The 25,070-nt window shown below is 63.8% G+C and carries 26 protein-coding genes; 12 read left to right on the top strand and 14 right to left on the bottom strand.

The window, feature by feature from the left end; translation table 11 throughout:
* Positions 1-81: 81 nt before the first annotated feature.
* Genes XpruCFBP8353_RS05580 through XpruCFBP8353_RS05565 form a run of 4 tightly spaced genes read right to left on the bottom strand, consistent with a single transcriptional unit; the run spans position 82 to position 4,820 of the window.
* Entirely contained in the window at positions 82-747 is a 666-nt protein-coding gene (locus tag XpruCFBP8353_RS05580) for a DUF2894 domain-containing protein (RefSeq protein WP_101362264.1), read from the bottom strand.
* The gene (locus tag XpruCFBP8353_RS05575) at positions 744-1,418 is read right to left on the bottom strand and encodes an OmpA family protein (RefSeq protein ID WP_101362263.1); all 675 of its coding nucleotides are present in this window, start codon (positions 1,416-1,418) and stop codon (positions 744-746) included. The genes XpruCFBP8353_RS05580 and XpruCFBP8353_RS05575 overlap by 4 nt, the downstream gene beginning before the upstream one ends.
* Positions 1,415-4,072 (bottom strand): DUF802 domain-containing protein, encoded by a 2,658-nt coding sequence (locus XpruCFBP8353_RS05570; protein WP_101362262.1) that lies wholly within the window; start codon positions 4,070-4,072, stop codon positions 1,415-1,417. The genes XpruCFBP8353_RS05575 and XpruCFBP8353_RS05570 overlap by 4 nt, the downstream gene beginning before the upstream one ends.
* 10 nt (positions 4,073-4,082) lie before the next feature.
* The gene (locus XpruCFBP8353_RS05565) at positions 4,083-4,820 is read right to left on the bottom strand and encodes a DUF3348 domain-containing protein (RefSeq protein ID WP_162300949.1); all 738 of its coding nucleotides are present in this window, start codon (positions 4,818-4,820) and stop codon (positions 4,083-4,085) included.
* Between the two features lie 347 nt (positions 4,821-5,167).
* Here XpruCFBP8353_RS05565 and XpruCFBP8353_RS05560 point away from each other — a divergent pair, with 347 nt between their 5' ends.
* A complete protein-coding gene (locus XpruCFBP8353_RS05560; RefSeq protein ID WP_101362260.1) occupies positions 5,168-5,425 on the top strand; it encodes a hypothetical protein in 258 nt (85 codons plus the stop codon).
* A 376-nt stretch (positions 5,426-5,801) separates the two neighbouring features.
* Here XpruCFBP8353_RS05560 and XpruCFBP8353_RS05550 read toward each other — a convergent pair whose 3' ends face one another.
* Together XpruCFBP8353_RS05550 and XpruCFBP8353_RS05545 are read right to left on the bottom strand one after the other, a co-directional pair.
* The gene (locus XpruCFBP8353_RS05550) at positions 5,802-6,023 is read right to left on the bottom strand and encodes a hypothetical protein (protein ID WP_101362258.1); all 222 of its coding nucleotides are present in this window, start codon (positions 6,021-6,023) and stop codon (positions 5,802-5,804) included.
* 9 nt (positions 6,024-6,032) lie between these two features.
* Positions 6,033-6,383: a YkgJ family cysteine cluster protein gene (locus tag XpruCFBP8353_RS05545; protein WP_101362257.1), complete on the bottom strand. Its 351-nt coding sequence runs from the start codon at positions 6,381-6,383 to the stop codon at positions 6,033-6,035.
* Positions 6,384-6,739: 356 nt separating this feature from the next.
* On the opposite strand from XpruCFBP8353_RS05545, the gene XpruCFBP8353_RS23905 reads away from it, so the two are divergent.
* Positions 6,740-6,907, top strand: a complete 168-nt coding sequence (locus tag XpruCFBP8353_RS23905) for a hypothetical protein (protein ID WP_165786135.1) — start codon at positions 6,740-6,742, stop codon at positions 6,905-6,907.
* 87 nt (positions 6,908-6,994) lie between these two features.
* Here the strand turns inward: XpruCFBP8353_RS23905 and XpruCFBP8353_RS05535 are convergent, their stop codons facing one another.
* Positions 6,995-8,158: a zinc-dependent alcohol dehydrogenase gene (locus XpruCFBP8353_RS05535; protein WP_101362255.1), complete on the bottom strand. Its 1,164-nt coding sequence runs from the start codon at positions 8,156-8,158 to the stop codon at positions 6,995-6,997.
* A gap of 267 nt (positions 8,159-8,425) precedes the next feature.
* Between XpruCFBP8353_RS05535 and XpruCFBP8353_RS05530 the strand changes: the two genes are divergently transcribed.
* The gene (locus XpruCFBP8353_RS05530; protein WP_101362254.1) at positions 8,426-9,040 is read left to right on the top strand and encodes a DUF4142 domain-containing protein; all 615 of its coding nucleotides are present in this window, start codon (positions 8,426-8,428) and stop codon (positions 9,038-9,040) included.
* A 400-nt stretch (positions 9,041-9,440) separates the two neighbouring features.
* On the opposite strand, the gene XpruCFBP8353_RS05525 is transcribed toward XpruCFBP8353_RS05530, so the two are convergent.
* Positions 9,441-10,307 (bottom strand): SDR family oxidoreductase, encoded by an 867-nt coding sequence (locus tag XpruCFBP8353_RS05525; RefSeq protein ID WP_101362253.1) that lies wholly within the window; start codon positions 10,305-10,307, stop codon positions 9,441-9,443.
* 227 nt (positions 10,308-10,534) lie between these two features.
* On the opposite strand from XpruCFBP8353_RS05525, the gene XpruCFBP8353_RS05520 reads away from it, so the two are divergent.
* The gene (locus tag XpruCFBP8353_RS05520) at positions 10,535-11,176 is read left to right on the top strand and encodes a DUF6766 family protein (protein ID WP_101362252.1); all 642 of its coding nucleotides are present in this window, start codon (positions 10,535-10,537) and stop codon (positions 11,174-11,176) included.
* Positions 11,177-11,348: 172 nt separating this feature from the next.
* Positions 11,349-11,534 carry a hypothetical protein gene (locus XpruCFBP8353_RS05515; RefSeq protein WP_101362251.1) on the top strand — a complete coding sequence of 62 codons (186 nt, stop codon included), beginning with the start codon at positions 11,349-11,351 and terminating at the stop codon, positions 11,532-11,534.
* A gap of 86 nt (positions 11,535-11,620) precedes the next feature.
* Here XpruCFBP8353_RS05515 and cydB read toward each other — a convergent pair whose 3' ends face one another.
* The 3 genes from cydB to XpruCFBP8353_RS24605 form a co-directional block, all read right to left on the bottom strand.
* Positions 11,621-12,643, bottom strand: coding sequence for a cytochrome d ubiquinol oxidase subunit II (cydB, locus tag XpruCFBP8353_RS05510; RefSeq protein WP_101362250.1), 1,023 nt, complete (start codon positions 12,641-12,643; stop codon positions 11,621-11,623).
* Positions 12,634-14,043: a cytochrome ubiquinol oxidase subunit I gene (locus XpruCFBP8353_RS05505; protein ID WP_101362249.1), complete on the bottom strand. Its 1,410-nt coding sequence runs from the start codon at positions 14,041-14,043 to the stop codon at positions 12,634-12,636. Before XpruCFBP8353_RS05505 ends, cydB begins: the two co-directional genes overlap by 10 nt.
* A gap of 310 nt (positions 14,044-14,353) precedes the next feature.
* Positions 14,354-14,545 (bottom strand): hypothetical protein, encoded by a 192-nt coding sequence (locus XpruCFBP8353_RS24605; RefSeq protein ID WP_101362248.1) that lies wholly within the window; start codon positions 14,543-14,545, stop codon positions 14,354-14,356.
* A 382-nt stretch (positions 14,546-14,927) separates the two neighbouring features.
* Between XpruCFBP8353_RS24605 and XpruCFBP8353_RS05490 the strand changes: the two genes are divergently transcribed.
* On the top strand, positions 14,928-16,211 hold the full coding sequence (locus tag XpruCFBP8353_RS05490; RefSeq protein ID WP_101362247.1) for a sigma-54-dependent transcriptional regulator: 1,284 nt from the start codon (positions 14,928-14,930) through the stop codon (positions 16,209-16,211).
* A complete protein-coding gene (locus XpruCFBP8353_RS05485) occupies positions 16,208-16,453 on the top strand; it encodes a hypothetical protein (protein ID WP_162300948.1) in 246 nt (81 codons plus the stop codon). Before XpruCFBP8353_RS05490 ends, XpruCFBP8353_RS05485 begins: the two co-directional genes overlap by 4 nt.
* A gap of 100 nt (positions 16,454-16,553) precedes the next feature.
* Here XpruCFBP8353_RS05485 and XpruCFBP8353_RS05480 read toward each other — a convergent pair whose 3' ends face one another.
* Together XpruCFBP8353_RS05480 and XpruCFBP8353_RS05475 are read right to left on the bottom strand one after the other, a co-directional pair.
* Entirely contained in the window at positions 16,554-17,453 is a 900-nt protein-coding gene (locus tag XpruCFBP8353_RS05480; protein ID WP_101362246.1) for a manganese catalase family protein, read from the bottom strand.
* A gap of 131 nt (positions 17,454-17,584) precedes the next feature.
* Positions 17,585-18,091 carry a YciE/YciF ferroxidase family protein gene (locus tag XpruCFBP8353_RS05475; RefSeq protein WP_101362245.1) on the bottom strand — a complete coding sequence of 169 codons (507 nt, stop codon included), beginning with the start codon at positions 18,089-18,091 and terminating at the stop codon, positions 17,585-17,587.
* A gap of 456 nt (positions 18,092-18,547) precedes the next feature.
* On the opposite strand from XpruCFBP8353_RS05475, the gene XpruCFBP8353_RS05470 reads away from it, so the two are divergent.
* Positions 18,548-18,742 carry a hypothetical protein gene (locus XpruCFBP8353_RS05470; protein WP_101362244.1) on the top strand — a complete coding sequence of 65 codons (195 nt, stop codon included), beginning with the start codon at positions 18,548-18,550 and terminating at the stop codon, positions 18,740-18,742.
* Between the two features lie 320 nt (positions 18,743-19,062).
* Here the strand turns inward: XpruCFBP8353_RS05470 and XpruCFBP8353_RS05460 are convergent, their stop codons facing one another.
* Positions 19,063-20,271, bottom strand: a complete 1,209-nt coding sequence (locus XpruCFBP8353_RS05460; protein ID WP_101362243.1) for an FAD-dependent oxidoreductase — start codon at positions 20,269-20,271, stop codon at positions 19,063-19,065.
* A 323-nt stretch (positions 20,272-20,594) separates the two neighbouring features.
* On the opposite strand from XpruCFBP8353_RS05460, the gene XpruCFBP8353_RS05455 reads away from it, so the two are divergent.
* The 4 genes from XpruCFBP8353_RS05455 to XpruCFBP8353_RS05440 all read left to right on the top strand — a co-directional run bounded on the left by XpruCFBP8353_RS05455 (position 20,595) and on the right by XpruCFBP8353_RS05440 (position 24,980).
* Complete coding sequence (locus XpruCFBP8353_RS05455) at positions 20,595-21,890, top strand: sensor histidine kinase (RefSeq protein WP_101362497.1); 1,296 nt, start codon at positions 20,595-20,597, stop codon at positions 21,888-21,890.
* Positions 21,887-22,663: a LytR/AlgR family response regulator transcription factor gene (locus XpruCFBP8353_RS05450; RefSeq protein ID WP_101362242.1), complete on the top strand. Its 777-nt coding sequence runs from the start codon at positions 21,887-21,889 to the stop codon at positions 22,661-22,663. The genes XpruCFBP8353_RS05455 and XpruCFBP8353_RS05450 overlap by 4 nt, the downstream gene beginning before the upstream one ends.
* 181 nt (positions 22,664-22,844) lie before the next feature.
* Positions 22,845-23,219 (top strand): hypothetical protein, encoded by a 375-nt coding sequence (locus XpruCFBP8353_RS05445; RefSeq protein ID WP_101362241.1) that lies wholly within the window; start codon positions 22,845-22,847, stop codon positions 23,217-23,219.
* A gap of 165 nt (positions 23,220-23,384) precedes the next feature.
* Positions 23,385-24,980, top strand: coding sequence for an APC family permease (locus tag XpruCFBP8353_RS05440; RefSeq protein WP_101362240.1), 1,596 nt, complete (start codon positions 23,385-23,387; stop codon positions 24,978-24,980).
* Positions 24,981-25,070 lie beyond the last annotated feature (90 nt).

Below are 25,070 nucleotides of genomic sequence, written 5' to 3'. Positions count from 1 at the left end.
CAAGCCCTGTGCCGAGATGCATCTTTGAAATCAGGCTGCTTTGCGCGTACGCCCGATATGCAGTGTGCTCGACCTGCCGTTCTAACCGCGTCGCTTCGACGGGCTCTTGCTGCGTTTCTTGCCCGAGGTCGCCGGCACAGCCTCTTCGTTGGCCAACGCGCCGCCGGTATGCAGCTGCTCCAGCCACGACAACGCGTCGACATAGCCCAGGAAATGCTGCAAATAGCCGGGCGAACACTCACGCATCAGCGTGATGCAGCGGTGCACCAGTACGCTGGAATTGAGTGGGCCGGCATCCTTTGGGGCATCCTGCAGCGACTGTCGCACCTGGCTGGCGGTGCGCACGGTGGTCCAGGTGCGGCGGAAATCGTCCAGTGCCGGCAGCTCCGGAAACAGCATGGCATCTGCGCTGGCGGTCTTGCGGCTGTCCACTTCCATCAATGCCGCATGCCCGGCCATCTGCGCGGTGAGTGCACCCAATGCGCTGGCCTGCGACGACGCTGGCGTTGACGCCGCCGCCGCACCCTTGCCGGCATGGCGAGGCGTTGTCTGCTGCAGCGCTGCCGCATAACCATCGACTAACGCGCCGAGCTTGTACTCCAGCACCTCACGCACTGCATCGGCCTGCGCATCGGCACGCGCTGCCAAGGATTCCATCAGATGGAATCGCACCGGATCCAGCTGATCGGCGCCCTGGCTGCGCCAGCGCTCCAGTTGGGTGCGTGCGGGGAGTGCTGATTTGCTCATCGCGGTGCAGCGGTTGCTGCGGGCCGAGTCGATGCCCCTTTGCGCGACGATGACGGCCGCGCGATCGGCGCGATCTCCACGCGTCGGTTCTTTGCGCGGCGGGTTTCGTCGGCGTTGGAATCTACCGGTTGCTGCGAGCCGAATGCGGCCGCAAACACAGAGGATGCGGGTACGCCTTCGGCGATCAAGGCACGCGTGACCGTGAGCGCGCGTTGCGCGGACAATTCCCAGTTGTCGGCGTAGCGACGGTTGCCGCCCAGCACCGGGCGGTCGTCGGTAAAGCCGCTGACCATCAGGATCTCTTCGCGCGCGCGCAGGTAGTGCGCCAATGGCGCGGCGAGCGACTTCAACACCTCGCGTCCTTCGGGCTGCAGTTCATCGGAGTTGAACGCGAACAGCACATTGCCGCGAATGCCGATACGGCCATCGACCAGGGTCACGCGGCCGGCGGCCAGCGGTGCGGCCAGTGCCTGTTCCAGCGTCTGGCGACGTTGCGCTTCGGCCTGACGTTGTTTGACGGCTTCGTCCAGGCGGCTAGACAGCTGCAACTGCACACCGATCACGCCGACCAGGATCAGCACGAACGCGCCCAGCAAAACCGACATCAGGTCGCCGAACGCTGCCCAGATCGGGGTGCCCAGCTCGCCGTCGTTTTCGATCTCGTCGCTCATGCTGTTTCTGCTTCGCCGGTCTCGCTACGTCCGCGATCGAGCTGGCGCAGTTCTTCGATGATCTGCTTCTGCGACAGCATGCTGAGGTCGACCACTTCGCGCGCCTGCGCAACGTAATAGGCAAGCTGGTCGTCGCTGCGTGCCAGCGACGCATCCAATGCAGTGGCGACATGCTGTAGCCGCGCGTTGAGCTCGCTGGTGGTGCCACTGAAGAGCTGCACCGCCATGCCGAAGGCTTCGCCCAGGCTGGCGACTTCCACCGCACTGCCGCTGACATGTGCGGCCACCGCGCCGAGCTTGCCGGTTTCGCTGCCGATCTGCTCGGTGAGCTGGTTGCCCACGCGCTGCAGTAGGTCGGCCGAGGTGGTGACCAATGCATCCACCGCTTCGCGTTGCTCGGTCGAGGCGTGATTGACCGCGTTGAGCAAGGTGTCCAAGGTCGCAAGCAGCTTGCTGCGTTCTTCCAACATGGCGACGTCGCGCACCATGCTTTCGGACAGGCTTTGGCGTAGCTCGGCGACGACGTCGGCTGCGGCTTTCGGCGCTTCGGAGGCGATCTGCATCAGGCGTGACACTTCGGTGATCGTCGCGCTCGCCTGTGCCTGCGCCTGCGTCGACAGCTCGCTGGCGGTGCGGGCCAGGGTGTCGCAGATGGCTTGCTGTTGCTGGGCGACGCGCTCGCCGGTCTGTTCCCATTGTGCGGTCAAGGCGGTGCTCATCGCGCCGAAGCGCTCGCTCCACAACGCCAGGCGCTCGGTGTCACGGGTTTCCAGGGCCGTCTGCAGGTCGGTGTGCGATTGCTGCAAGGTGCCGACCAGGGCCGCCGCATGCGTGTCGAAACTGGCGGTGGCCGCGGCCAGTGCGCTGTGGTGTTGGCTGGACAACGTCGCGCTGGCCTGTTGTTGCTGGGCCAGTGCATCGCTCCACACGCTGGCGGTGTCGCTGCTGGATTGTTCCATGCGCTGTGAGACCGCATCCACCAACGCGGCGGAACGTGCCTCGAAGGTGCTGACGAATTGCGCGAGCGTGTTTTGCAAGTCCTGGGTGAGCGCGTGATTGGCGCGCTGCTGTTCGGTCACCGCGGTCGTCCATGTTGCCGCTGCAGTGGCGGTGCTGGTTTCGAAGCCGCTGCTCAACCCGTCCAGCTGCTGCTGCACGGCCTGCTGCACGCCTTCGTGCAATGCGCTGGTTTGCTGCGCCAGTTGCTCAAGGGTGGCGTGCAGTTGCGTGCCGAGCGCTTTGGTGGCGCGTTGCTGTTCGGCAAGCACGGCGGCCCAGGTGTCGGCAGTGGCCGCGGTGCTGCGGGCAAAACCATCGTCGAGTGCGCTCAATTGCTGCTGCACGGCCTGGGTGACGCTGTCCTGCACGGCAACGCTGCGCTGGTCGATCTGTTCCAGCGTGCCCTGCAACTGCTCGGTCAATGTGTGCTGCGTGCGTTCCTGCGCGGCCAACGCCACCTGCCAGTGTTCGGCGGCCGTGCGTGCGCTCTGCTCGATGGCTGCACTCACCCCGAGCAACTGCTGTTGCACGGCGCTGCTCACGCCCTCCTGCAAGGCAACACTGTGCCCGGCAATCTGTTCCAGCGTGGTCTGCAGCTGCGCGTTGTGGGTCTGCTGGGCGCGCTCCTGCGCAGCCAGTGCCGTACTCCAGTGCTCGGCTGCAGTGCTGGCGCTGGTCTGGAAGCCATGGGTGATACCGTCCAACTGTTGCTGCACGGCTTGGGTGACGTGCGCCTGCAATGCGGCGGTGTCGCGCGCGATGCTGGTCATGGTGGCTTCCATCGCCGGCTGCAACGCCGCACCGACGGCGCGTGCGCTTTCGGCGACACCGGCCTGCAGCGATTGCTCCATTGCGGTGGCCAGCCGCGCATAGGCCGCTTCGCTTTTTGCGTGAAAGTCCGCCTGCTGTGCGGCCAGGCGTTCTTCGGCAGCAATGCTGTGCTGCTCGATGTTGTGCATCAGCGCCTGCAGCCGGTCGATCAAGGCCGGCATCAAGGCGCTTTGCTGCTGCTGCAGCTTGAACGCTTCGCCACGTTGATGCGCATCCGAATGCGGATGCAGCTCGGAGGCGATTTTCAGATCCAGCCGCTGCACCGCCTGCAGGCGCTCGCGCCGGCACAGTGCCGACAGCAGACCCAGCATGGCCGATGTCGCCACGCCGGCAATCGAGGTGCCGAATGCAAATGCCAGGCCTTCCACCGGTGCGGCGAGCGAGCCGCGGATGGCCTGCAGGTCGGTGGCGCTCTGCAATGCAAAACCGGTGCCCTTGAGCGTGGCCATCATGCCGAGCAGCGTTCCGAGCATGCCGAGCAACACCAGCAAGCCGACCAGATACGGCGTCAGCGCCGGTGCCGGCAACGCGACGCGCTCGCCCTTGATGCGCAGGCGCACGGCATTGCGCAGGCTCGGGTGAACCGCCTGCAGCCATTCGCTTAATGCCGAAGGTGCAGTGATCAGTCCGTCGACTGCCGCTTCCAGCGTCGCAGTGGCCTGGCGGTAGCGATACAGCTCCAGTGCGCCGGCCACGTAACAAGCGCCGATCACCGCTGCGACGCAGGCGCCGAGCGGGTTGGAGCCGAGATAGCCGATGCCGACCCAGCAAACAGCCAACAGGCCGACGAGAAACACACACACGTGTACGAGAGTTCTGAACATGACGTCCCAGTTAGCGGGTACGAAGCGCTGCAAGCAGGCCTTCGATCGGGTGAAAACGAACATCCAGTTCGGCGAGCAACACGCTCTGCATGTCTTTGCGGAAGACCTCCAGCCAGCCATCGGACACCGCGCGTGGTGCGGCATCGTCATCGGCTGGCGGGTAGTGCGCCGGCGCCGCATCGCGCAAGCGTTCGAAATGTGCGCCAAGCAGGCTCGGCACGGTGTTCAACAAGCTCTGCTCGCGCGGGCTCAGGGTCAGCTCCATCACCGCGTCCACTTCGGCCAGCCGAGCCATGTCGGTGGAGACCACTGCAAGCAGATCACGCAGGCGCCCGCGCAAATCGCCGGTGGCGGTGCGCATGGCGCGTTGCATGGCCAGGTAATGTTGGCGGAACGGCGCGTAGTCGGGCGAAGCGGCGGGTGCGTCTGCGACTACGGCATTGCGGGCCTCGGCACGCATGCGCACAACCAGCGCGTCCAACTCGGCCACGCTGCTGGTGGCCAGCCCGCTGCGCACGCGTGCGCAAGCCTGCGCATCGAGCGGGCGCGGTTCGGGCAGGTCGTCGGTGTCGGGGAGCTTGCCGTCTAGCGCCTTGGACACAGCAACTGCCCGCGTCCAATCGATCCACTGGCTCAGCCTGTCGGCCAGCGCATGGTTGGATTGGGCGATGTGCGCATCGCTGAGGCGAGCAAGCAGGCGAATGAACGCCGGGCCCGACAAGGGCGCCCGTGGAGAAACTTTCGCCATTCTTCCGTTCAAAAACCGGGCATTTTACACGGGAATGCGCACAGCTCGGCCTGGTGCGCGGCAGCTGACGACAAACCGCAGGGGCCACCTGTGGTGGCATTCAGCCGTTCAGCCGAGCTGGTGTGGGGCGGCGAGCGAACATGTGGCGGCCGGCTCGCCCCCTGCGCGACACTCGGCCGGCCCGCACTGGCGGTGGTATAGGCAGCCCCAACCGCAAGGCGCCGCGGCAAACACCTGTGAGCTCCGTAACCAATTCAGGTTCAGATGTGCTGCCGTTTGGCTGACCCGGTTTTGTAAGGTGAACAGGTATAAGCTGCGGTCCGGGAAATCCCCAACGAGGTAACCTAATGGACCGCTCCGACAGACAACTGTCCGATCTGCTGGTCTTGGAGCTGCAAGGGTTCCACGATGCCTATGGCAATGGGCCGGACTTCTGGGACGCATATCAACGCATCATGGGCATCGCGGCGCAGGCCGGCGGCAACATGATCGCACTGGCCAACGAAATGGCCTCTCTGGCGCAACGGCTTGGCGCGACCAAGCGCGCAGAGCTGCTGTCACCGTCGATTCCTTCGCGGGATGGCTGCGCCTACACCGAAGCATGATGTTTGAGTTCTGGCTGCTGCGGTAGTGGCGTGCTCGTGCAGGTGCCTGCAGGGTGACGCAGATCAGCAGCTGCCGTCGTCGCGTTGTTGTGGTGATCGCTATGCCTCTCGCATCTGCTCTGCGATCGCGGCGGGATGCGACTACGCTCCCGAGATAAACCCGGTGACGCAGCACGTGAGGCGCTGTATCGATCTGCATGCAGCGGCAAATGCGGGGCAGATCGCCATCGCCGACGTCCCTGCAAGGCAGGCATTGGACCAGGTGATCAGGGCGCTGCACCGTGCGATGCGATCCCTGCAGTCGCCCAGCCGGTGTTGTGCTGCAGATGGTGCAGCTGAAGCGACAGGCGCAGCACGCCTGCTCCCCCTGCGCCGCTTACTTGGCGTCGGCTTCGACGGCCGGTTTGATTGCAGCTGCCGGCGCAGACTCTGGCGCGTCGCGCTTCTTTTCGCGACGCAGCGGTGTATCGCCTAATCGTTCGATTGCGCCACCGGATTGCTGAAACGCTGCCAGATCGGCGGCTAAACGCTGTTCCGACAAGCGCGGCTTGCCTGGCTGGTTACTGACGGTCATCGACTGGCGGCGGGAATTATTCATCGCGAATCCTCATGCGTTGTACAGCGTCAAGGGAATGCCCCGGCGGCGTTGGTCGTCGTAGGTGGCACGCACGTCGCGGCAATACGGGCCGGACATGACGAAACGCCGACAGATCGCCGGCCGCGTCTCGTAGATCGAGCAACACATGCGCGCAGCGTCGATGGCCACGCACCAGCCTTCCTCGTCGCGCGCCATCACGTGCCAGCCCTGTGGCGTCACGCTGGTGAGATGCTGTGGAATGCGGTCGGATGGATCGACCATGACGGTGAGCCGGCAACAGACGGCGTCGCAGCGTTCGCAGAGATTGTCGATGGAAAAGGCCAGATAGAATGAGGGCGACACCGGATTCCGGCCGCCTATGCACCATACACCCTGGACGCGTCAGGGTGTGAACCGACGCCGCGCAGCAGCAGGTGTGCTGGGCAACTGGATGGTCCGCGCTGTTGGGAGCCGGAATTTCCAGGCCATTGCTGCCTGCGGCAAGCAACATACCTGCAGGCGGCGTTCCGTGTGGAAGCACAGCCCAGCAACGATGCGCCGTTTGTCCGAGATGGCCGCCTGGCTGTGCCGCATCCGGCGGTAGTGCGTCGCCGCAGCGGTTGCAGTGCGTGTGGCGCATCACGTTGCCTTTGTCGTTGATGCGCGAAGACGCTTTCACCTGTGCCAACACGGCGCGCCGTAGCGTGGACATCCGCATCACCCATCAGGAAAGCGCAATGCGTACATCCAATCAGATTCCGTCCACGCACGATCAAGCCAACGGTCACGATCAGGCGCAGCACGACAAGAAAAAGCAGGACGCGCTGCAAGACGAAGCGGTGGAAGAAACCTTCCCGGCCAGTGATCCCGTATCGCCGTTCGTGCCGGCCAAACCGCTGGATTGAGCCTGTTCGGCAGCGCGCAACCGCAGTACAGAAACGCAGACGGCGCACTCGATGACCGCGCCGTCTGCATCTGCAACATTGCTGCGCTTACGGCGTGAGCACGACCTTGCGGCAATCGTCCTGTTTCTTGTCGAATAGTTCGTAGCCACGCGCTGCGTCAGCCAGCGGCATGCGGTGCGAAATAATCGAGCTGGGCTTGAGCTGACCATTGCCGATGCATTCCAGCAGATGCGGCATATGCTTTTGCACATGCGTCTGGCCCATCTTGAAGGTCAGGCCCTTGTCGAACGCATCGCCAAACATGAAGGCGTGGATGAAACCGGCATACACGCCCGGCACGCTCACCACACCGCAGCGACGGGTCGCGGCAATGCATTGCCGGATCGCCACGCCGCTGCTGCCTTCCAGCTTCAAATTGGTGAGCGCTGTTTCGATTGCGCTGCCTTCGGCTTCGAAGCCGACCGCCTCAATGCTGGCGTCCACGCCGCGGCCATCGGTTTGCGAGACGATCACATCGGCCGGATCGTCGATGTCGTCGAAGTTGATCGGAATCACGCCATAGGTCTTGGATGCGAAGTCGAGGCGATACGCGTGTCGGTCGACCATGAAGATACGTTCGGCCCCCAGCATGCGGCAACACGCTGCGGCCATCAGGCCGACCGGACCCGCGCCGAAGATGGCAACGGTAGAACCCTGTTTGACGCCGGCATCGATCACCGCCTGGTAGCCGGTCGGCAGGATGTCGGACAAGAACAGCACCTGCTCGTCGTGCAAGGCATCCGGTACCACCAGTGGGCCGACATTGGCCTTGGGCACGCGCACATATTCGGCCTGGCCACCGGATAAACCACCGTACAAATGGCTGAAACCGAACAGCGCTGCAGGCGGGCGCATGTCCTTGTGATTGAGCGCAGCGCCCTTGCCGGTATTGGTGGTTTCGCAGGCCGAAAATTCCTGCAGAACGCAATGGAAACAGCGCCCGCAGGCGACTACGAATGGAATGACCACGCGGTCGCCGGGTTTGACTGCCGTGACATCCGGGCCAACCTCTTCGACGATGCCCATGAATTCGTGGCCAAGGATGTCACCGGGACGCAGGTCGGGAATCTTGCCGCGGTACAGATGCAGATCCGAACCGCAAATGGCGGTGGCGGTAACGCGCAGGATCAGGTCGTCGCGTTCGACCAATAACGGATCGGGCACGGTTTCGACGCGCACATCGTGTGCGCCGTGGTAGTTGAGGGCAAGCATATCTATTGTCTCCTGTGGACGTGAGGACGCGGCAACGACCTTCAGTGTTTGTGCGATCGCGTTAAGCCTGTCAGCACGGCACGTGGGCGCGGTGTGCACGCGCTCGCTCACCGACGCCCCGTTGATGCGCAGGTCACGTCTGGATAACTCCCGCGCTCGCACGCTCATTCGACGCGCTGGAACGCGGGCATTTAGCTGACGCAACCATGCGGACTCGACAATCACCGACCAAGCGCGAGGAAAGCGCGCGATCAACAGGAGACAGCAATGGGAATTTTCAAGATGGTGACGGCAGGCGCAGTGGGCTACGTCGCGTACAAGGCTTGGCAGCGTCGTCAGGGCCTGGCAAGCGATGCACAGGGCCGGCAGCAACATGCAGTAGCGGTGGTCGGTGCAACGCCACCGCACGGCGATCCGTTGCGCGACAGCGTGGACGACTCGCGCGACCGCAAGCAGGCGCTGGGTGCGCTAGCCGTGTTCAATGAGAACGAGCGCACGCTCGCACAGCTGGCGGTGGTGAAGGGAGTGGAAGGAGAGGTGCTCGCGTTCGCGCGCAAGATGGATGAGGCCCATAGTGCCGCGCTGACCGACCTTAGCCGTTTTGCTCCGGACCGAAATGGCACGCTTGGCCAAGCCGCCGCCGTAGGCGCAGAGGGTGCGCGCAAACGCCTGCAAAATCTGCATGGGCAGCAGTTCGCATCGCAGTATCTGCAGTCCAGCGTGGAAAGCCACGAGCAGGCCTTGGCCTTGCTCGATACGCAGCTGAGCAGCGAGCCGGGCTCCAGTGACCTGGGCAAGGAGTTGCAGCGCGCACGCGAAACCATTGCCGAGCATCTGGAACACGCCAGGGCGCTGCGTGCCAAGCAAGGCCAGCCGCACTGATCGCGCGTCATGTCGGAGATCAGAACGATGGCGCAGCCTGCTATAAACGCGCTACTCGTACGCGCTGCGCAGATTCGGCAACGTGATCACTACGTTGCATGATGAATGACAACCGGGCTGAATGATGTATGCGAGAACCAAGACAGGCAGCGAACGTTGCCTGTTTTTTGGTGAAAAACCGAGAGGAATTACACGGTTGAGTTGTTCTTCAAAGACTTCGAGCCCAGCGTGTTGCGTCTGCTTGGTCACCCGGCACGCAACTGCGCTTATAGTGCTACGTATGCAAGAGAAGGCGGCACCAACCATGCTAGTGATCGCCAAAGGTTAGACACGCGAAGCGAAAAGCCCGCATCGCTCCAGAAGCGACACGGGCCTGGTAACAGTGCGGCGGCGGGCGGCGTTACAGCGTTACCGCGCCACCAGAGATCGTCAGCAAGGTGCCCGAGGTGTAACTGGCCGTATCGGCCGCCAGCATGACGTAAGCCGATGCCAGTTCAACCGGCTGACCAGGGCGCCCCATCGGCGTTTGCGAGCCGAAGTTTTCAACCGACTCTTCGTCCATGCCGGAGGGGATGAACGGCGTCCAGATCGGGCCCGGCAGCACCGCATTGACGCGGATGTTCTTGTCCGCCAACACGCCGGCCAGGCCGATGGTGAGGTTGGCCAGCGCGCCCTTGGTTGCGGCATAGGGCAGGATATTCGGAGTGGGTTTCTTCGACTGCACCGAGGCGGTGTTGATAATGGATCCGCCATCGGTCATCAATGGCACCGACAAGCGCACCAGGTTGAAGACCGCATGCACGTTGGTGTCGAACGTTTTGCGCCACTCGTCTAGAGTGATGTCGTCGAAACTTTCGAAATACTTCTGGTAACCGGCGTTATTGACCAGAATATCCAGGCCGCCCAGTGTGCTATTGACCTTGTCGATCAATCCTACGGCCTGACCGGGATCGCTGATGTCGCAGCCCACCAACAGTGCCTTGACGCCGGCCTTTTCGATCAATGCGCCGATCCGCGCTGCATCTTCTTGCTCGTCGGGCAGATAGGCAATTGCCACATCGGCCCCTTCTCGTGCATAGGCAATGGCGACCGCGGCGCCAATGCCGCTGTCGCCGCCCGTGATCAACGCGCGCTTGCCCTTCAGCTGGCCGTGGCCCACATAGCTATCTTCGCCATGATCCGGGCGCGGGTCCATTTTTTCGGTGCGGCCGGGAAAGCTCTGTTGCTGCGGCTTGAAGGGCGGGCGTGGATAGGTGGGTACAGGCATTGTTGTCTCCTGACGGTAGGATCGTTGATGAGCCTCAGTGTGGTCACGCAAACGTAAACATCCGGGCTAGGCGATGTCGGCGTCGTGTGTGTGCCATATCGCGGCATGCCCGCTACATCCATCTCATCGAGGATGTTGGTGCGAGCGGTGCAAGGTGGATGCACACAAACTTCATGCGTTTTTTGCCGACGACGCTCGATACTGCGCGCATCGTCAGGAGGTCATCCATGTTCTTGCGCCGGAATGGGCTGTCGTTGTGTCTGCTTGGGCTGACCGTGTTCTTTATTGGGTGCCAAATCTACGCGGGGCTGCACGCTTACAATGACGAGTTACGCGAACAGGGGCAGCCCACGCTGTTGCTCTTTGCGTATCTGCACAGCCCGCATTTCATGTCTGCACTGTTCGAGAACTGGGAGAGCGAATTCTTGCAGATGGGCATGTATGTGTTGCTCACCGTGAAGTTGCGTCAGGTGGGCTCTGCCGAATCGCGTCCACTCGATCCTGCCGACGAAACCACCGAGATCAAACCCGGAGCCACGCCCTGGCCGGTGCGCGTCGGTGGATTGTGGCGACGCCTGTACGACCACTCGCTGGCGATCGCGTTTGGCGCGTTGTTCCTGATGAGCTTCGTGCTGCACCTGGTGGGGAGTTGGCGGCTGGAGGTGCTGGAACATGCGCAGAAGGGGTTGCCACCGCTCACGATTTTCGCGCACTTCACCAGCGCGTCGTTCTGGTTCGAATCCATGCAGAACTGGCAGAGCGAATTCCTGGCGGTGTTCTCGCTGGTGGTGTTGACCATCTGGTTACGGCAAAAAGACTCTCCGCAGTCGAAGCCGGTGGAGGCGCCGCATTCGCAGACTGGCGGGTAGAGCAGCAATCACATCTGTAGCGCGGTCGCCAGACGCTCGTAGCAGGGCATCTGCCTTCATGTGATCACCACATCAATCAGCACGCACTTCACGCCGCCACCTGGCTCCGTTCACTACGGTGCAATGCCTGCCCGCCTAGCGTTGGATCACAACGAACAGTCAGGAGAAGAGCGTGGGTAGCGAACCGAAGAAGCCGTGGGGTCCGGCGGATGATCAGAAAAAGCCGTTCACGCCGCAGGAGCGTCGCAATGAGGATGTCGAATGGAAAGCGCATGACATGCCCGACGAAGACCGTGACGTAAACAAGGCCGACCCCGAGCACGACTATGAGCGACCGGATGGCTCGGAAAAACGCTGACGCACATCAGCAGCATCACCAGCGCCCGCATCTGTGTGTGTGCCTGTGCGTATTGCATCTTGCACGTGTCTCAGTCCCGCACCATCTCAGTGGTGATGGTGATAACCGACGTCGGCGGCGATCTTGCCGCGGAACACACGGTACGACCACACGGTATAGCCGAGCACCAGCGGTAGCAGGATCACCAGGCCCACCATCGGGAAGATTTGCGACGACGGTGGCGATGCTGCCTGCCAGATGGTGTAACTCGGCGGCACCAGGTAAGGCCACATCCCCAGCACCAGGCCGATAAAGCCCAGCACGAAGATCGCCAGGGTGAGCAAAAACGGCGAGGCATCGCTGCGCGAGCTGGCGCTGCTGCGCCACAGTGCGAGCGCGACGACCGCGGTGATCAGCGGAATTGGCGAGAGCCACCAAAAATTGCCGTGTTCGAACCAGCGCGCCATCACATGCGAGCTCAGGAACGGCAACCACGCGCTGACCAGCACCACGAACGTCACCACCACACCCACCAGCGGTTTGGTCAGTTGCCTTGCCAAGGTGTGTGTGCGGCCTTCGGTCTTGAGAATCAGCCAGGTGCTACCGAGCAGCGCATAACCAAACACCAGCGCGGCACCGGTGAGGATGGTGAACGGGCTGAACCAGCCGAACACGCCACCGGTATAGCGCCCGTTCTCCAGCGGCATGCCTTCCACCAGCGCACCCAGGATGATGCCTTGTGCGAAAGCGGTCAGGATCGAACCGGCAATAAACGACAACGTCCACAGCCGACGCGAGCGCTGCGCCTTGAAGCGGAACTCGAACGCCACGCCGCGGAACACCAGCGCCATCACCATCAACAGCACCGGGAGATACAGGCCGGACAAGATCACCGCATACGCCGTGGGAAAGGCGGCGAACAGACCAGCACCGCCAAGCACCAGCCAGGTCTCGTTGCCGTCCCAGATCGGCGCGGCCGTGTTCATCATCAGGTCCACTTCCTGCTCGTCACGCGCGAACGGTGCCAGCATGCCCAGGCCGAGCACGAAGCCGTCCAGCACCACGTACATCAGCACGCCGAAGCCAATCACGCCGAACCACACCACCGGCAGCCAGTAACTCAGTTCCATGGCGTGTTCTCCTGTTCCAGTGACGTGTCTGCCGCAGACAGCGGGCGTGCCGGCGTGTGCTCGCCACCGGCCACATCCGGACCGCCGCGGCTCGCTTGCGGCCCGGCGCGCACCAGCTTGGTCAGATAAAAGATGCCGAAGCCGAACACGAAGGCATAGCCCAAGACGTACACCAGCAGCGACACCGCCACCGTCACAGGCGACTGCGGGCCCACTGCATCGGCAGTGCGCAGCAGCCCGTACACCACCCATGGCTGGCGCCCGATCTCGGTGACAAACCAGCCAGCCACCAACGCCATGAATCCGGCGGGCAACATGAGGTTCCAGGCCAGGATCAGCGCCTTGGCATGCAAGCGTCCGCGCCACCACGCAAGGGCCGAGATCCAGGCCAGCACCAACATCGCCATGCCCAGACCCACCATGATGCGGAAGGCGAAGAACACCGGCGCCACCGGCGGCCGTTGATCGCGCGGCACCGAGGTCAGTGGCGCGATGTCGCCGTCTGCGCTATGGGTCAGGATCAGGCTTCCCAGTCGCGGGATGGCCACCTCGTAATCGTTGCGCTCGGCCTCGGCGTTGGGCAGCGCAAACACCACCAACGGCACCCCGGCACCATTGCCTTCGCTATGCCAGTGCGCCTCCATCGCGGCCACCTTGAGCGGCTGATGTTCCAGCGTATTGAGTCCGTGCTGGTCGCCCACCAGGACCTGGATCGGAAGCACGATGGCGGCAAATGCCACAGATAAGCGCAACATGCGCGCGCCTGCATCCACATGCAGTCCCTTGCGCACGTAATGAGCGCCGACGCCGCCAACCACGAAGCAGGTGGTGATGAACGAACCCAGCGCCATGTGCACCAGTCGATACGGAAACGACGGATTGAAGATGATCTGCATCCAGCTGACCGGCTGCACGATGCCGTTGACCAGCGCGTAGCCGCGCGGGGTGTGCAGCCAGCTGTTGGACGACAGGATCCAGAAGGTAGACACCAGCGTGCCGATCGCCACCATGCAGGTCGCGAAAAAATGGAGACGCTCCGAGACGCGGTCCCAGCCGAACAGCATCACACCCAGGAAGCTGGCCTCCAGGAAGAACGCAGTAAGCACCTCGTAGCTCAGCAGCGGACCGATCACACTGCCGGCGATGCGGCTCAGCTCGGGCCAGTTGGCGCCGAACTGGAACGCCATCACGATGCCGCTCACTACGCCCATCCCGAACGACACCGCAAAGATCCGCAACCAGAAAAAATACAGTCGCTTCCATGCTTCCTCGTGCGTGCGCAGCCAGCGCCATTCCAGAAAGCCCAGCAGATTCGCCAGACCAATGGTGAACGCGGGAAACAGCACATGGAAGGAAATGACGAAGGCGAACTGGATACGGGACAGCAGCAGCGCTTCCACAGGTCTCTCCTAACGCCGGGCGGTGTGGCGGCCGTGCCAGCACAGGGGCAGCGGCATGGGCGCCAGCCGGGTGATGACACGCGTAACTGGCAACGGTAGCGTGCGCGAGCGGGCACGCTTGGCGGCGAATGCAAGCCACCGCATTGCGCCGCTTGCAGCGGATAGCGACGAGCCTGCGCGCATCACGCGCAAAAAAGAGTGACCGAGCGCACCGTGCGTAACGGCGCCGGCGCGCTAGGCACACCAGGCAGTCTACGAGTGCGATGCGCGAATCAAGCAAATATAACCGCAAGTCGCATCATGCTCCGCGTCAATGGCGCAGGCAGCGCGGCACCAGCCAATCGGCGAGGATGGCATTCATCGCGTCCGGGATCAGGCATAGGGCGTCGTGTACCGCCTTGATCGCTTCTGCGTCAGTCAGGTGGGCGCGCGTTGCACGCAGCAGGCTGTGGATAAACCAGCGTGCCCAACACGGTTTTCTGACGGGTTCATGCGGTATCACTGTGGCGTCGGCTTATGGCGGCCCCGGCTGATATCCTGGCACCAATGCACACACGCAAGCGAGCTGAACCCGCGCTCGACCAGCGCGGCCCCTGCCTTCGGACTGGTTTGGTTGCCGCTGCAAACCTTGCACTCCTTGGCGTTTCGGCATTTTCGAGACGGCAACCAGTCACGACCATGACGCTTGGCACTAGCGCAATCGAGCGCTTCCATGCGTACTTCGCCCACAGTCATCACGGCGGGCTCGACTTGGGGGAGAGCGCTGCACCATTCACAGACCGTGACAGCAGCATGCAATTTCCGATGTGGTGTGTCAGCGTATTTCCTGCGGCCGTCACAATTCTCAACTGACCATCTATTAGTCATTTCGGACAGAAGCGCTCATGGACCGTCTTTCCTGCGCCATCATCGACGACGACGTGGAGTTCTGCGATCAGGTGGTTGAACTCGCCACCGATAGCGGCTTCCGTGCCAAGGGCATCCACACCCTTGGCGAAGCCAGCCGCTGGCTGGACAGCAACTTTCCCGACCTGTTGGTGGTGGATGTTGGCCTGCCAGACGGCAGCGGTTTCGATCTGATCGAACGGCTCGACCCGGATCACACCCCACAGATCGTCGTGGTGTCGGGCGATTACGCTCGCGAAACCCAGGGCCGTGCAAAGCAGTTCGGGGTGAGCGAATTCTTGACCAAGCCATTCGCCCCGGAGCGTCTGGAGCGTGTGCTTGGCGGGTTGCGCGAAGCGCAACAAGGCAACCTGGGCATTGTCGGCAACAGCGACAGCATCGCGATGCTACGCAAGGACATCGTGCGTGTCGCGCCGACCGATTTGAATGTGCTGGTGACCGGCGAAACCGGTACCGGCAAGGATCTGGTCGCACGCGCCATCCACCGCGTGTCCGGTCGTAGCGGCCGCTTCGTGCCAGTCAACTGCGGCGCCATTCCGGAGGAGTTGCTGGCCAGCCAGTTGTTCGGCCACGAGCGCGGCAGCTTCACCGGCGCCGACCGTCGGCACGCCGGGTTCCTGGAGCAGGCCGCAGGCGGCACGCTGTTCCTGGACGAAATCGGCGAGATGCCCAAGCGGCTGCAGGTGTATCTGCTGCGGGCGATCGAATCGCGCAGTTTCATGCGCGTGGGCGGCAACGAAGAAATTGCACTGGACGCGCGCATCGTGGCAGCGACGCATCAGCATGTGCAGCGCGAGCAGGCGGTGCTACGCGAAGACCTGTTCTACCGTCTCAACGAATATCCGATCCAGGTGCCGCCGCTGCGCGAGCGCCGTGGCGATGCGCGCCTGTTGGGGCTGCGCGTGATCGACGAGCTCAACGTCAAGTACGGCAAACGTAAATTGCCGACCAAGTCGCTGCTGCGCTATCTGGCGTACCACGCCTGGCCGGGCAACGTGCGCGAGCTGCGCTCGTTTATCCACTATCTGTATCTGCGTTCCGACGGCGATCTGTTGAGTGCGCCGGATGTGGAGCAGACCGTGCCGCAGGCCGACGAAGACGGCTTGCTGATTCCTGCCGGCTGGACCATGCGTCAGGCCGAAGACGCCATGATCGAATCGGCATTGGCACGCACGCGCTTCAACAAGAAGGCGGCGGCGCGCGAACTGGGCATCAGCGTGCGTACGCTGCACAACCGACTGAGCGACAAGGACGCGTCGTGAACGATGCTGCATCGCAGGGGCGGCAGCGCGCGCTGCTGCATGAGCTGCGTAACCGTCTCAACGTGATGGGCTTTGCGCTGTATGCCTTGCGAGGCGACACCTCCAAACCGATGGAGACGCTACGCACGGCGCATCAATCGGCCACTGCCTTGCTCAACCAGTTGGGCGAGCAGGAGCGTGCGCAGGCGCAGGGACGTCAGGCGCCGGACGATGCGCCGCCGCGGGACACCGTGGATCGATAACGCTGGATGCCGGTGCCGGGTCCAGTCGTTGGCGCAGCGGACCACTTGCGGTGTCGCGCCGGTGGCCGACCGAAGGTGGGCGCCGTGGCACCCACCGGATTCAGCGCTGAATGTCGCCGGTCGTCGAACCGGCACCCGGGCCCGCGCCCAGATCCGCACCGGTGACGCGGTCCAACTCTGGGTTGGACATCAGCCGTTGCGACATGGCTGCCACCGCCCTGGCCTGGGTTGCATCCAGCGCCACCGATGCGGTGCCGTCGCCGCCGTCCACGCAGGCCTGTTCGTCGCGGTCGGCCACCATCTCCCACTGCTCGCCGGAATTCCATGGGCCGACCTTGTCGCCCTCGCCTTGGGACATGTTGTAGTAGATGTCGGTGAAACGCGGATCGCCCGGCAACTTGCCCGGGGGGAAGTTCGGCTCGATCGCATACAGCGCCTTTTCGAACGACTTCTGATGCGCCACTTCGCGTGTCATCAGAAAGCGCAGGGCATCGACGATGCCGGGGTCGCTGGTGACGGTGATCAAGCGCTCGTAGACCAGCTTGGCGCGCGCCTCGGCGGCGATGTTGGAGCGCATGTCGGCGGTCGGACAGCCGATCGAATCCACATACACGGCCGTCCACGGCGTGCCGGCCGAGTTCACCAGTGCCGGCCCGCCACCGTACAGGATCTGCTGGGTGTGGCTGGTACTGTTCTGGGTCATGCTGCGCATGTCCATGGCCTCTTCCATGCCCTCGGACAGCACCGCCTTCGGCCCCTGATTGAGCATGGCGATGATCGAACCGATGATTTCCAGATGGCTGAGTTCTTCGGTGGCGATATCGAACAACAGATCCTTGCGGCCAGGATCGCTCTCGCCCAGCGCCTGGGTGAAGTAGCGCATCGCAGCGGCAAGCTCGCCTTGCGGCCCGCCGAACTGCTCCAGCATCAGCGTGGCCAGCTCCGGATTGGGCGCGGCAACGCGCACTGTGTACATCAAACGCTTGTTATGCATGAACATGAAGTGTTCCCTGGCTGGCGCTCCTGCAACTACGCCGCCTTTGCGGCGTGCAGATACGGGGAAGCGGTGGCTTAAAAAGAGGCCCGCATGGGCTGCGGGCCTGTGCTGGGCGGTAGGCCCTACGCAGTGGGTCAGGCGGCCTTGCTGGCCTTGGCCGCTTTCTGATTGCCGCCTTGCTCTGCCAGCAGGGTCAGTTTTTCATCGGTGGCTTTTTCTTCTTCCAGCGTTGCCAGCAGCAGCGGCAGCGCATCGGCATAGCCGAGTTGCCTGGCCATCGCTGCGATGGTGCCGTAAGAAGCGATTTCGTAATGCTCCACCTTCTGCGCCCCACCAATGAGCGCGGCATCGCGGACCGGGCCGGCTTCGATGTCTTCGATCACCTCGCGGCTTTCTTCGACCAGGCCTTCCATTGCCGCGCACCTGATGCGTTTGAGCTTGATGCCCAGCACCTCGACCACCTGGTCGATGCGTTCGATCTGGCCCTGGGTTTCTTCCAGATGGGTTTCGAACGCGCTTTTCAATTTCGGTTCGGTCGCCGCACGTACCAGGCGCGGCAGCGACTTGGTGAGTTGTTTTTCGGCGCTGTAGATATCCGACAGCTCGTGGATGAAGAGTTCTTCGACAGTCTTGATCGCCATGGGTGATTCCTGATGTTGGTCAAAGGTTGAACATGGCGGTCACCGCTGAGCGGTAAAGCGTTCTGGTTGTTCGCGTTCGATAAAACGCGAGCACGATTGCTTTCCGGCGCGCGATCTCCACTGTGGGATGGCGCGCTTGCGCCCGGCCGTTACCGCGTAATCGCCAAGCTAGTCCTGCGAGTGTTAGTGCTATCGGTAGGCAGGGTGATCCCGATGCGAGAACGACCTGTGCCATAACGCCCTGCGTACACGCATCGCTCACGCAGGTGCCAGGCAGCGCCCGCGTTGACTGGCAGTGATTGCTGCGTGGGCGGGGCGCATCGCGGTCGCCTGCGCTGGGCCGCAGGAATGCGCAGCGGCGTTACCACGGATGCGTTCTCGCCGAGAGATGGATCGGCCGCGCGTGGGCAACGCCGATGGGTTACAACAGTGAGCGAACTTTCTGCGAGACACGCGATGACGCCGTTGGACAAACCATTACGCCGCGAACTGCAGATCGGCGAGCAGGCATACACCTTGATCATCGATCCGCAAGGTTTGAAGTTGGTTGAGAAAGGCAAGCGCAAAGGCGTGACCTTGCGCTGGGACGATCTGGTCAGCGGCGATGCCGCGCTAGCCAGTGCATTGCAGGCGTCGCTTGAAGACCATTAGCGCCGCGATGCGGAACGGCATTTAGAGCGCTGACAGAACACCTGCACACACCGCCAGGCGAGCGCGGCGGGTGCTGAGTGCAGCATGTATGACGCATGCACTGCGATTCGCGCGCGCCGTACATGCATACCTGCAGAGGGATTATCAGGTGTTTAGCTGCTCTTGGCGTCTATCGATCCTCAGACGACCAGCGCAAGCGCAGTGGTCGGCTTGGCATGACCCTCCGAAGCGGCGGCGTCTGGCAGACGCCACTGCATATCCCAGCAAGCGCACACACCTTGGTGCACTCCGCACGCAGTCCATCGATGCGTGCGCACCGCTCAGCCTGTTGCGAACAGCTTTGCCAGCTCGCGCACCGCCGCTTCCGATGCTGCGCGATCAGGCGTGCCGTCTGCATTATTGAAGTCGTGCGCGCCTTGCGCTTGCACCAGCAGGCCGTCGCGCCGCGGCACCACGTTGAGATTGTGGCCGCGCCAGACCAGCCCATAGGTGACTTCCGGTTGCGGGATCAGGCGCGCTGTCTGTCCGCGCACCGGAATCACGCTCTCATCGCCCAACAAGGCGCGCGCACCGTAACCGGTGGCGTTGATCAGAATCTTCTCGTGCAGGTCGCCGAACTGGCGCGGGTGCTCGAACTCCCGCGTGTAGAGCTCGCCGCCTGCCTGCAGAAAATCCTCCATCAACAAGCGTGCGTAGGCGCTAAGGTTGAAGGTGAGCTGGCTGTAGCGGCGCACGAACGGCACCGGAAACGGATGGCTGCCGGCCGCCACCGGTTGCGAGTCCGGGCCGAGATCATCGATCAGGTCGCGTTCCAGCGACGGATAGTTCGGTTCATGCGCTTCGGTAGAGACGACGGGTTGATCGAACGGCACGTCCGAGAGCACGTAGCCATCGCGCCATTCAATCGGCTCGCCGGGCAGGCCCAGTAAGGTTTGATAACGGCGAAACGACGTGCGCGCCATCTCTTCCCAACGCGTCTTGAAATCGGCAGTGGCGTATTCGCTGGTGCAGACGCGCGAATCCGGCGACCACACGCCGGTGGCATAGAACGAGCGCACTTCCGGAAGCCGCTCGCGCGCATAGATGCGCACGCGCAGGCCGGAGCGCTGCGCCACCAGGGCGGTGGTCAGGCCGATCGCGCCGCAGCCGATCACCGCCAACTCGCGCGCAGCGGGGTCGGCCGCTCGCACCAGCCGCAGCGCCTGTTCGGCCGCGCCCCAGGAGAGCGACCACCCGCTGCCGCCATGCCCGTAGTTGTGCACCACCGTCTTGCGGCCGATGCGCTCGGCTTCGATCCGCGGCCCCTGCGCACGGAATGGGCGCGTGCAACCGTTGATGGCGATGATGCGGTCGACCGAGGCGCGTATCGGTGCCAGTGCAGGTGCGGTAGCGAACGGCAGCGGCAGTGCGCCGGATGCCGGCAACGCAATGGACGGCGCGATGGCAGCCTTGCCGGTGGCAGCCCAGCTGCCGGTCGAAGCGGCCGCAAGCGCAAGGCCTGCGCTGTGCAGAAAATGACGGCGGTGCATGCGACTCCTGCGAGGTGATGTGGAGGTGGGTCGACCCGCTGCGATGGGAGCGGCGCCGGCATCCAGCGGCAATGCCGGCCGACGCCAACGCATCGCCGCTGGCAGCACAGCGTGCTCGGCCGCACGCAACCCGGCAAGCGTCTGGTTGCCTGCCTCTGGCGAGCATACCGCGCAGGTCCCGGCCTGCGGACCGGCCAGGCCAGGTTTCGTCCTGCGATCCCGGCATTTGAGGTGACGTTGGGGGCCATTCGTCGCCGGGGGCTTTCGCAGTGGCACGCGGCGGCTATGCTCGCTCCCGTCCCATCTCCGACGAGTTGCCGCCTGTGTCTGCCAGCGTCTTTCTGATCGTGCGTATCGTGTTCGCCTGGGCCGCCGCGTTGGTGGTGGCCGGCATCATGTGGGCGCAGGTGTTCGGCTCGGTCGGCCCGGTCTTTGCGCTGGCCTGCATGGTCTTGCTGACGCTGGCATTGATGAGTTCGATCACGCATGTGCGGCGGGTGCGCCTGATCGCCGATCGGCTGGATCACACCACCTTGTCCACCCGTCAGCGTCGTCAGATCGAAGTGCCGCTGGATGTGCAGGCCAGCTTTGCGGTCATGGAAGAGGCGGTGCGTGCACTGCCACGCGTACAGGATATCGAGTGTGCGCCGGGTAGCCTGCTGATCCGTGCCAAGGTGCGCCGCATCGACCCGTATGAAGGACGCCAGCCGTCGCGCTGGAATCTGTTCGCGCGCTTTGCCATCACCCACAACCAGATTCTGACCACGATCACGCCGGGGCAGGGCACCAGTAGCGTCACGGTGCTGTGCGAGCCCGACGCCGGCGCGTGGGTGGACCTGTTTGCGGTGGACGAAGGCAGCAATTACGAAAACGCCGAGGCGATCAATCGTGCGGTGGTGCGCCGGGTCGGTGAGCAGCGTCGTGACGAACAGGCCGCCGCCGAGCAATCGGTGATGGAAAAGGAACTGGCCGTGGCGCGCCTGAATCTGCTGCATGCGCAGGTCGAACCGCACTTTCTCTACAACACGCTGGCCAGTGCGCAGGTGCTGGCGCGCACCGACCCGCCGCGCGCCGACATCATGATCGGCCATCTGATCCAGTACCTGCGCAGCTCGCTGCCCAGCGCCGACGGCGCCATCGCCACCCTGGGCGAAGAACTCGAACGCACCCAGGCGTACCTGGAGATCCTGCGTATTCGCATGGGCACGCGGCTGGCCTTGCAGGTCGAAGTGCCCTACGAACTGCGCGCGCTGCCGCTGCCGTCGATGATGTTGCAGACGCTGGTGGAAAACGCGATCAAACATGGGCTGGAAGCCAAGCCCGGCGGCGGCACCGTGTGGATTCTGGCGCGTCGCCATGACGACCATGCCACGCTCACCGTGGCCGACGATGGTCAGGGCTTCAACACGCATAGCCAGGGCACCGGCATCGGCCTGAAGAACCTGCGCGAGCGGCTGAAGTTGATCTATGCCGACAAGGCGAGCTTTGCCATCGTGTCCAATTTCCCCAGCGGGGTGGCTGCCACGATCAGTCTGCCGCTGCCTGCGCAGCTGGTTGCCGCGCCCTCACCGCCGCCGGTGTCCACTGCGGCCGCGTACGCTCCGCAGGTGCAGGCATGAGCGCGCTGCGTGCGGTGGTTGCCGAAGACGAAGCGTTGCTGCGGCAGTCCTTGCTCGCGCTGCTGGCCGAGGTGTGTCCGCAGCTGCAGGTGGTGGGTGAATGCGAAGACGGTGCCAGCGCGCTGGAAACCATCGCCACCCAGCAACCGGATGTGGTGTTTCTGGATATCCGCATGCCCGGCCTCACCGGCATCGAAGTGGCACGCGCGATGCGCGAGGTCAGCCCGCGCACGCAGGTGGTCTTCGTCACCGCCTACGATCAGTACGCCATCGACGCGTTCGAACACGGTGCGGTGGACTACCTGCTCAAGCCCATCAGCCGCGAGCGCCTGCAGGCCGCCTGGCAGCGCGTGCAACAACGCGCCGCTGCCGGTCAGCCGGATGGCGCGCTGTTGGAGGCCTTGCTGCAGCGTCTGTCGGCACGCCCGACCGCCACGAACGCTGCACCGCCGCTAGCCTGGCTCACCGCCAGCAGCGGCCGCGAGACACGCTTGATCGCGCTGGAAGAGGTGGCGTATTTCCAGGCCGATCAGAAATACACCACGGTGATGACCGCCGCCGGCGAAGCGGTGTTGCGCACGCCGCTGCGCGAACTGCTGGATGTGCTGGACCCGCAGGTGTTCAAGCAGATCCACCGCTCGACCATCGTCAACATGAAAGCAGTGGCTTGCGTGGTGCGCGACGACACCGGCAAGGGCCGGCTGGCGCTGCGCGGCCGCAGCGAAACGCTGACTGTCAGCCAGCCGTTCATGAGCCTGTTCCGCGGCATGTAGGTGCGGTGAGCAACACGTTGCGGGCGGTCGTCAGGCAGGTGCGGACCGCCCGCTCAACCCGAAGTGCAAGCGTGAGTGGTCCATCCGTTTCCGCGCAGCGTCCGCATCCGTCTGACGTCTCGCAGTTGTGGTGCCGGCCATTCCGATTTCCCCCGTTCGCATCAATGAAAGGACTTCCTCCATGCGCCTGATCGCCTCCCTGGTGTACTGCCTGCTCGCCCTGGCCGGCTGCCATGAACGCAATGGCACCACCTCGATCACCCGTGCCACCAGCGATGGCCGCGATGTGATCTTCAGCAAGACGCTGACCACGGCGACCACGACCAACGTGCATTGCCTGGCCAGCAATTCCGGCCACTGCTATTACCTGATCTACGAAGAACAGTGCGCGACCCGCAGCGCCGGCGGCGGCACCGCCAGCGCGCCGGCCTGCGCCCGCAAGACCCTGGACAGCTTTGCACTGGCGCCGGGGCAGATGCGCGAATTACGCGGCGTCTCCGGCCAGGCGCACACCTGCGTGGCCACCGCGGCACCACGTGCCGATTGCGACGGCTGAGCGCCATCGGCTGACGTGTGCGGGCGGGCCGCGCGGCACAGGATCAGCGGGACACGCATGGCAAGGACTCCAGTGAGCCTGAATACGCACTGACGACAAGCGGTCGCTTCTGCGATCATTACAGGCTTGTTGCCGGTTCACGGCGTCCTCACTGCCAGGCTTCTCATGTCCGAACACTCGCTACGCCGCGACGTTGGCCCCTTTGCCCTCATGCTGACTGGCTTGGGCTCGATCATTGGCTCAGGTTGGTTGTTTGGCGCCTGGCGCGCGGCCGGGCTGGCCGGTCCCGGTGCGGTCTGGGCATGGGTGCTGGGTGCTGCGATCATCACCACCATCGCGCTGTCCTATGCCGAACTGGGTGCCATGTTCCCCGAATCCGGCGGCATGGTGCGCTACAGCCATTATTCGCACGGCTCGTTGGTCGGCTTCATCGCCGGCTGGGCCAACTGGATTGCCATCGTCTCGGTGATCCCGGTCGAGGCCGAGGCCTCGGTGCAATACATGGCGTCCTGGCCGTGGGCCTGGGCGCAAGGGCTGTATGTGCAGGCGCCTGGCGGGGCAGGCGAGTTGTCGGTGCCTGGCCTGCTGATCTCGGCAGTGCTGGTGCTGGTGTATTTCTTCCTGAATTTCTGGAGCGTCAAGCTGTTCGCGCGCTCCAACACCCTGATCACGGTGTTCAAGCTGGTGGTGCCAGCCGCCACCGGTGTGGCGCTGATCGCCAGCGGCTTCCACAGCGAAAACTTCAGCGTCGGCATCCATGGCGATGCGCACGTGCTCGACCTCGCTGCAGTGCTCACTGCGGTGGCCACCGCCGGCATCGTCTTCAGCTTCAACGGCTTCCAGAGCCCGGTGAATCTGGCCGGCGAAGCGCGTAACCCCGGTCGCAGCATTCCGTTCGCGGTGCTGGGTTCGATCGCGCTGGCCACGGTGGTCTACGTGATCCTGCAGGTGGCCTACATCGGCGCAGTGCCGCCGGATCTGCTGGCCAAGGCCGGTTGGCACGGCATCGATTTCCGCTCGCCGTTCGCCGAACTGGCCATCATCGTCAACCTGCACTGGCTGGCGATGCTGCTCTACATCGATGCGTTCGTCAGCCCCAGCGGCACCGGCATCACCTACACCGCGACCACCGCGCGCATGGTCTACGGCATGGAAAAGAACGGCACCATGCCGGCTGCGCTGGGCAAACTGCACCCGGTCTGGGGCGTGCCGCGCATGGCCATGTTCTTCAACCTGGCGGTGTCGTTCGTGTTCCTGTTCTTCTTCCGCGGCTGGGGTACGCTGGCGGCGGTGATCTCGGTGGCCACCATCATTTCCTACCTCACCGGCCCGATCAGCGCGATGGCGCTGCGCCGCCACGCCCCGGAACTGCACCGCCCGCTGCGCATCGCCGCGCTGCCGGTGCTGGCCGGCGTGGCCTTCGTGATGGCCACCGAACTGCTGTACTGGGCACGCTGGCCGCTGACCGGCGAGATCATCTTGCTGATGGTCGTGGCGCTGCCGGTGTACTGCTATTACCAGGCCAAGCAGGGCTGGCCGGACCTGCGCCGCAACCTCAAGGGCGCTGCCTGGATGATCTGCTATTTGCCGATGATCGCGCTGCTGTCCTGGGCCGGCAGCAGCGATTTCGGCGGCCACGGCTATCTCAGCTACGGCACCGATCTGGCTGTTGTCGCCGCAGTAGGCGTGGTGTTCTACATCTGGGGCGTGCGTAGCGGTTGGCGTACCCCGTCGGTGGAGAAGGCGGTTGCGCAGGCGTAGCTGATTGCGCCTTCGGGTGCGCTGCTAGCCGGCGATCACGACCGTAAACCGGCGGGCAGCAGCGGCTGGGCATAAAACAAAACGGCCGGT

The sequence above is a fragment of the Xanthomonas prunicola genome (assembly GCF_002846205.1).
Taxonomy (GTDB): Bacteria; Pseudomonadota; Gammaproteobacteria; order Xanthomonadales; family Xanthomonadaceae; genus Xanthomonas; species Xanthomonas prunicola.
The sequence above is the reverse complement of the archived record's forward strand: the minus strand, read 5'-3'. Positions and strand labels throughout refer to the sequence as shown.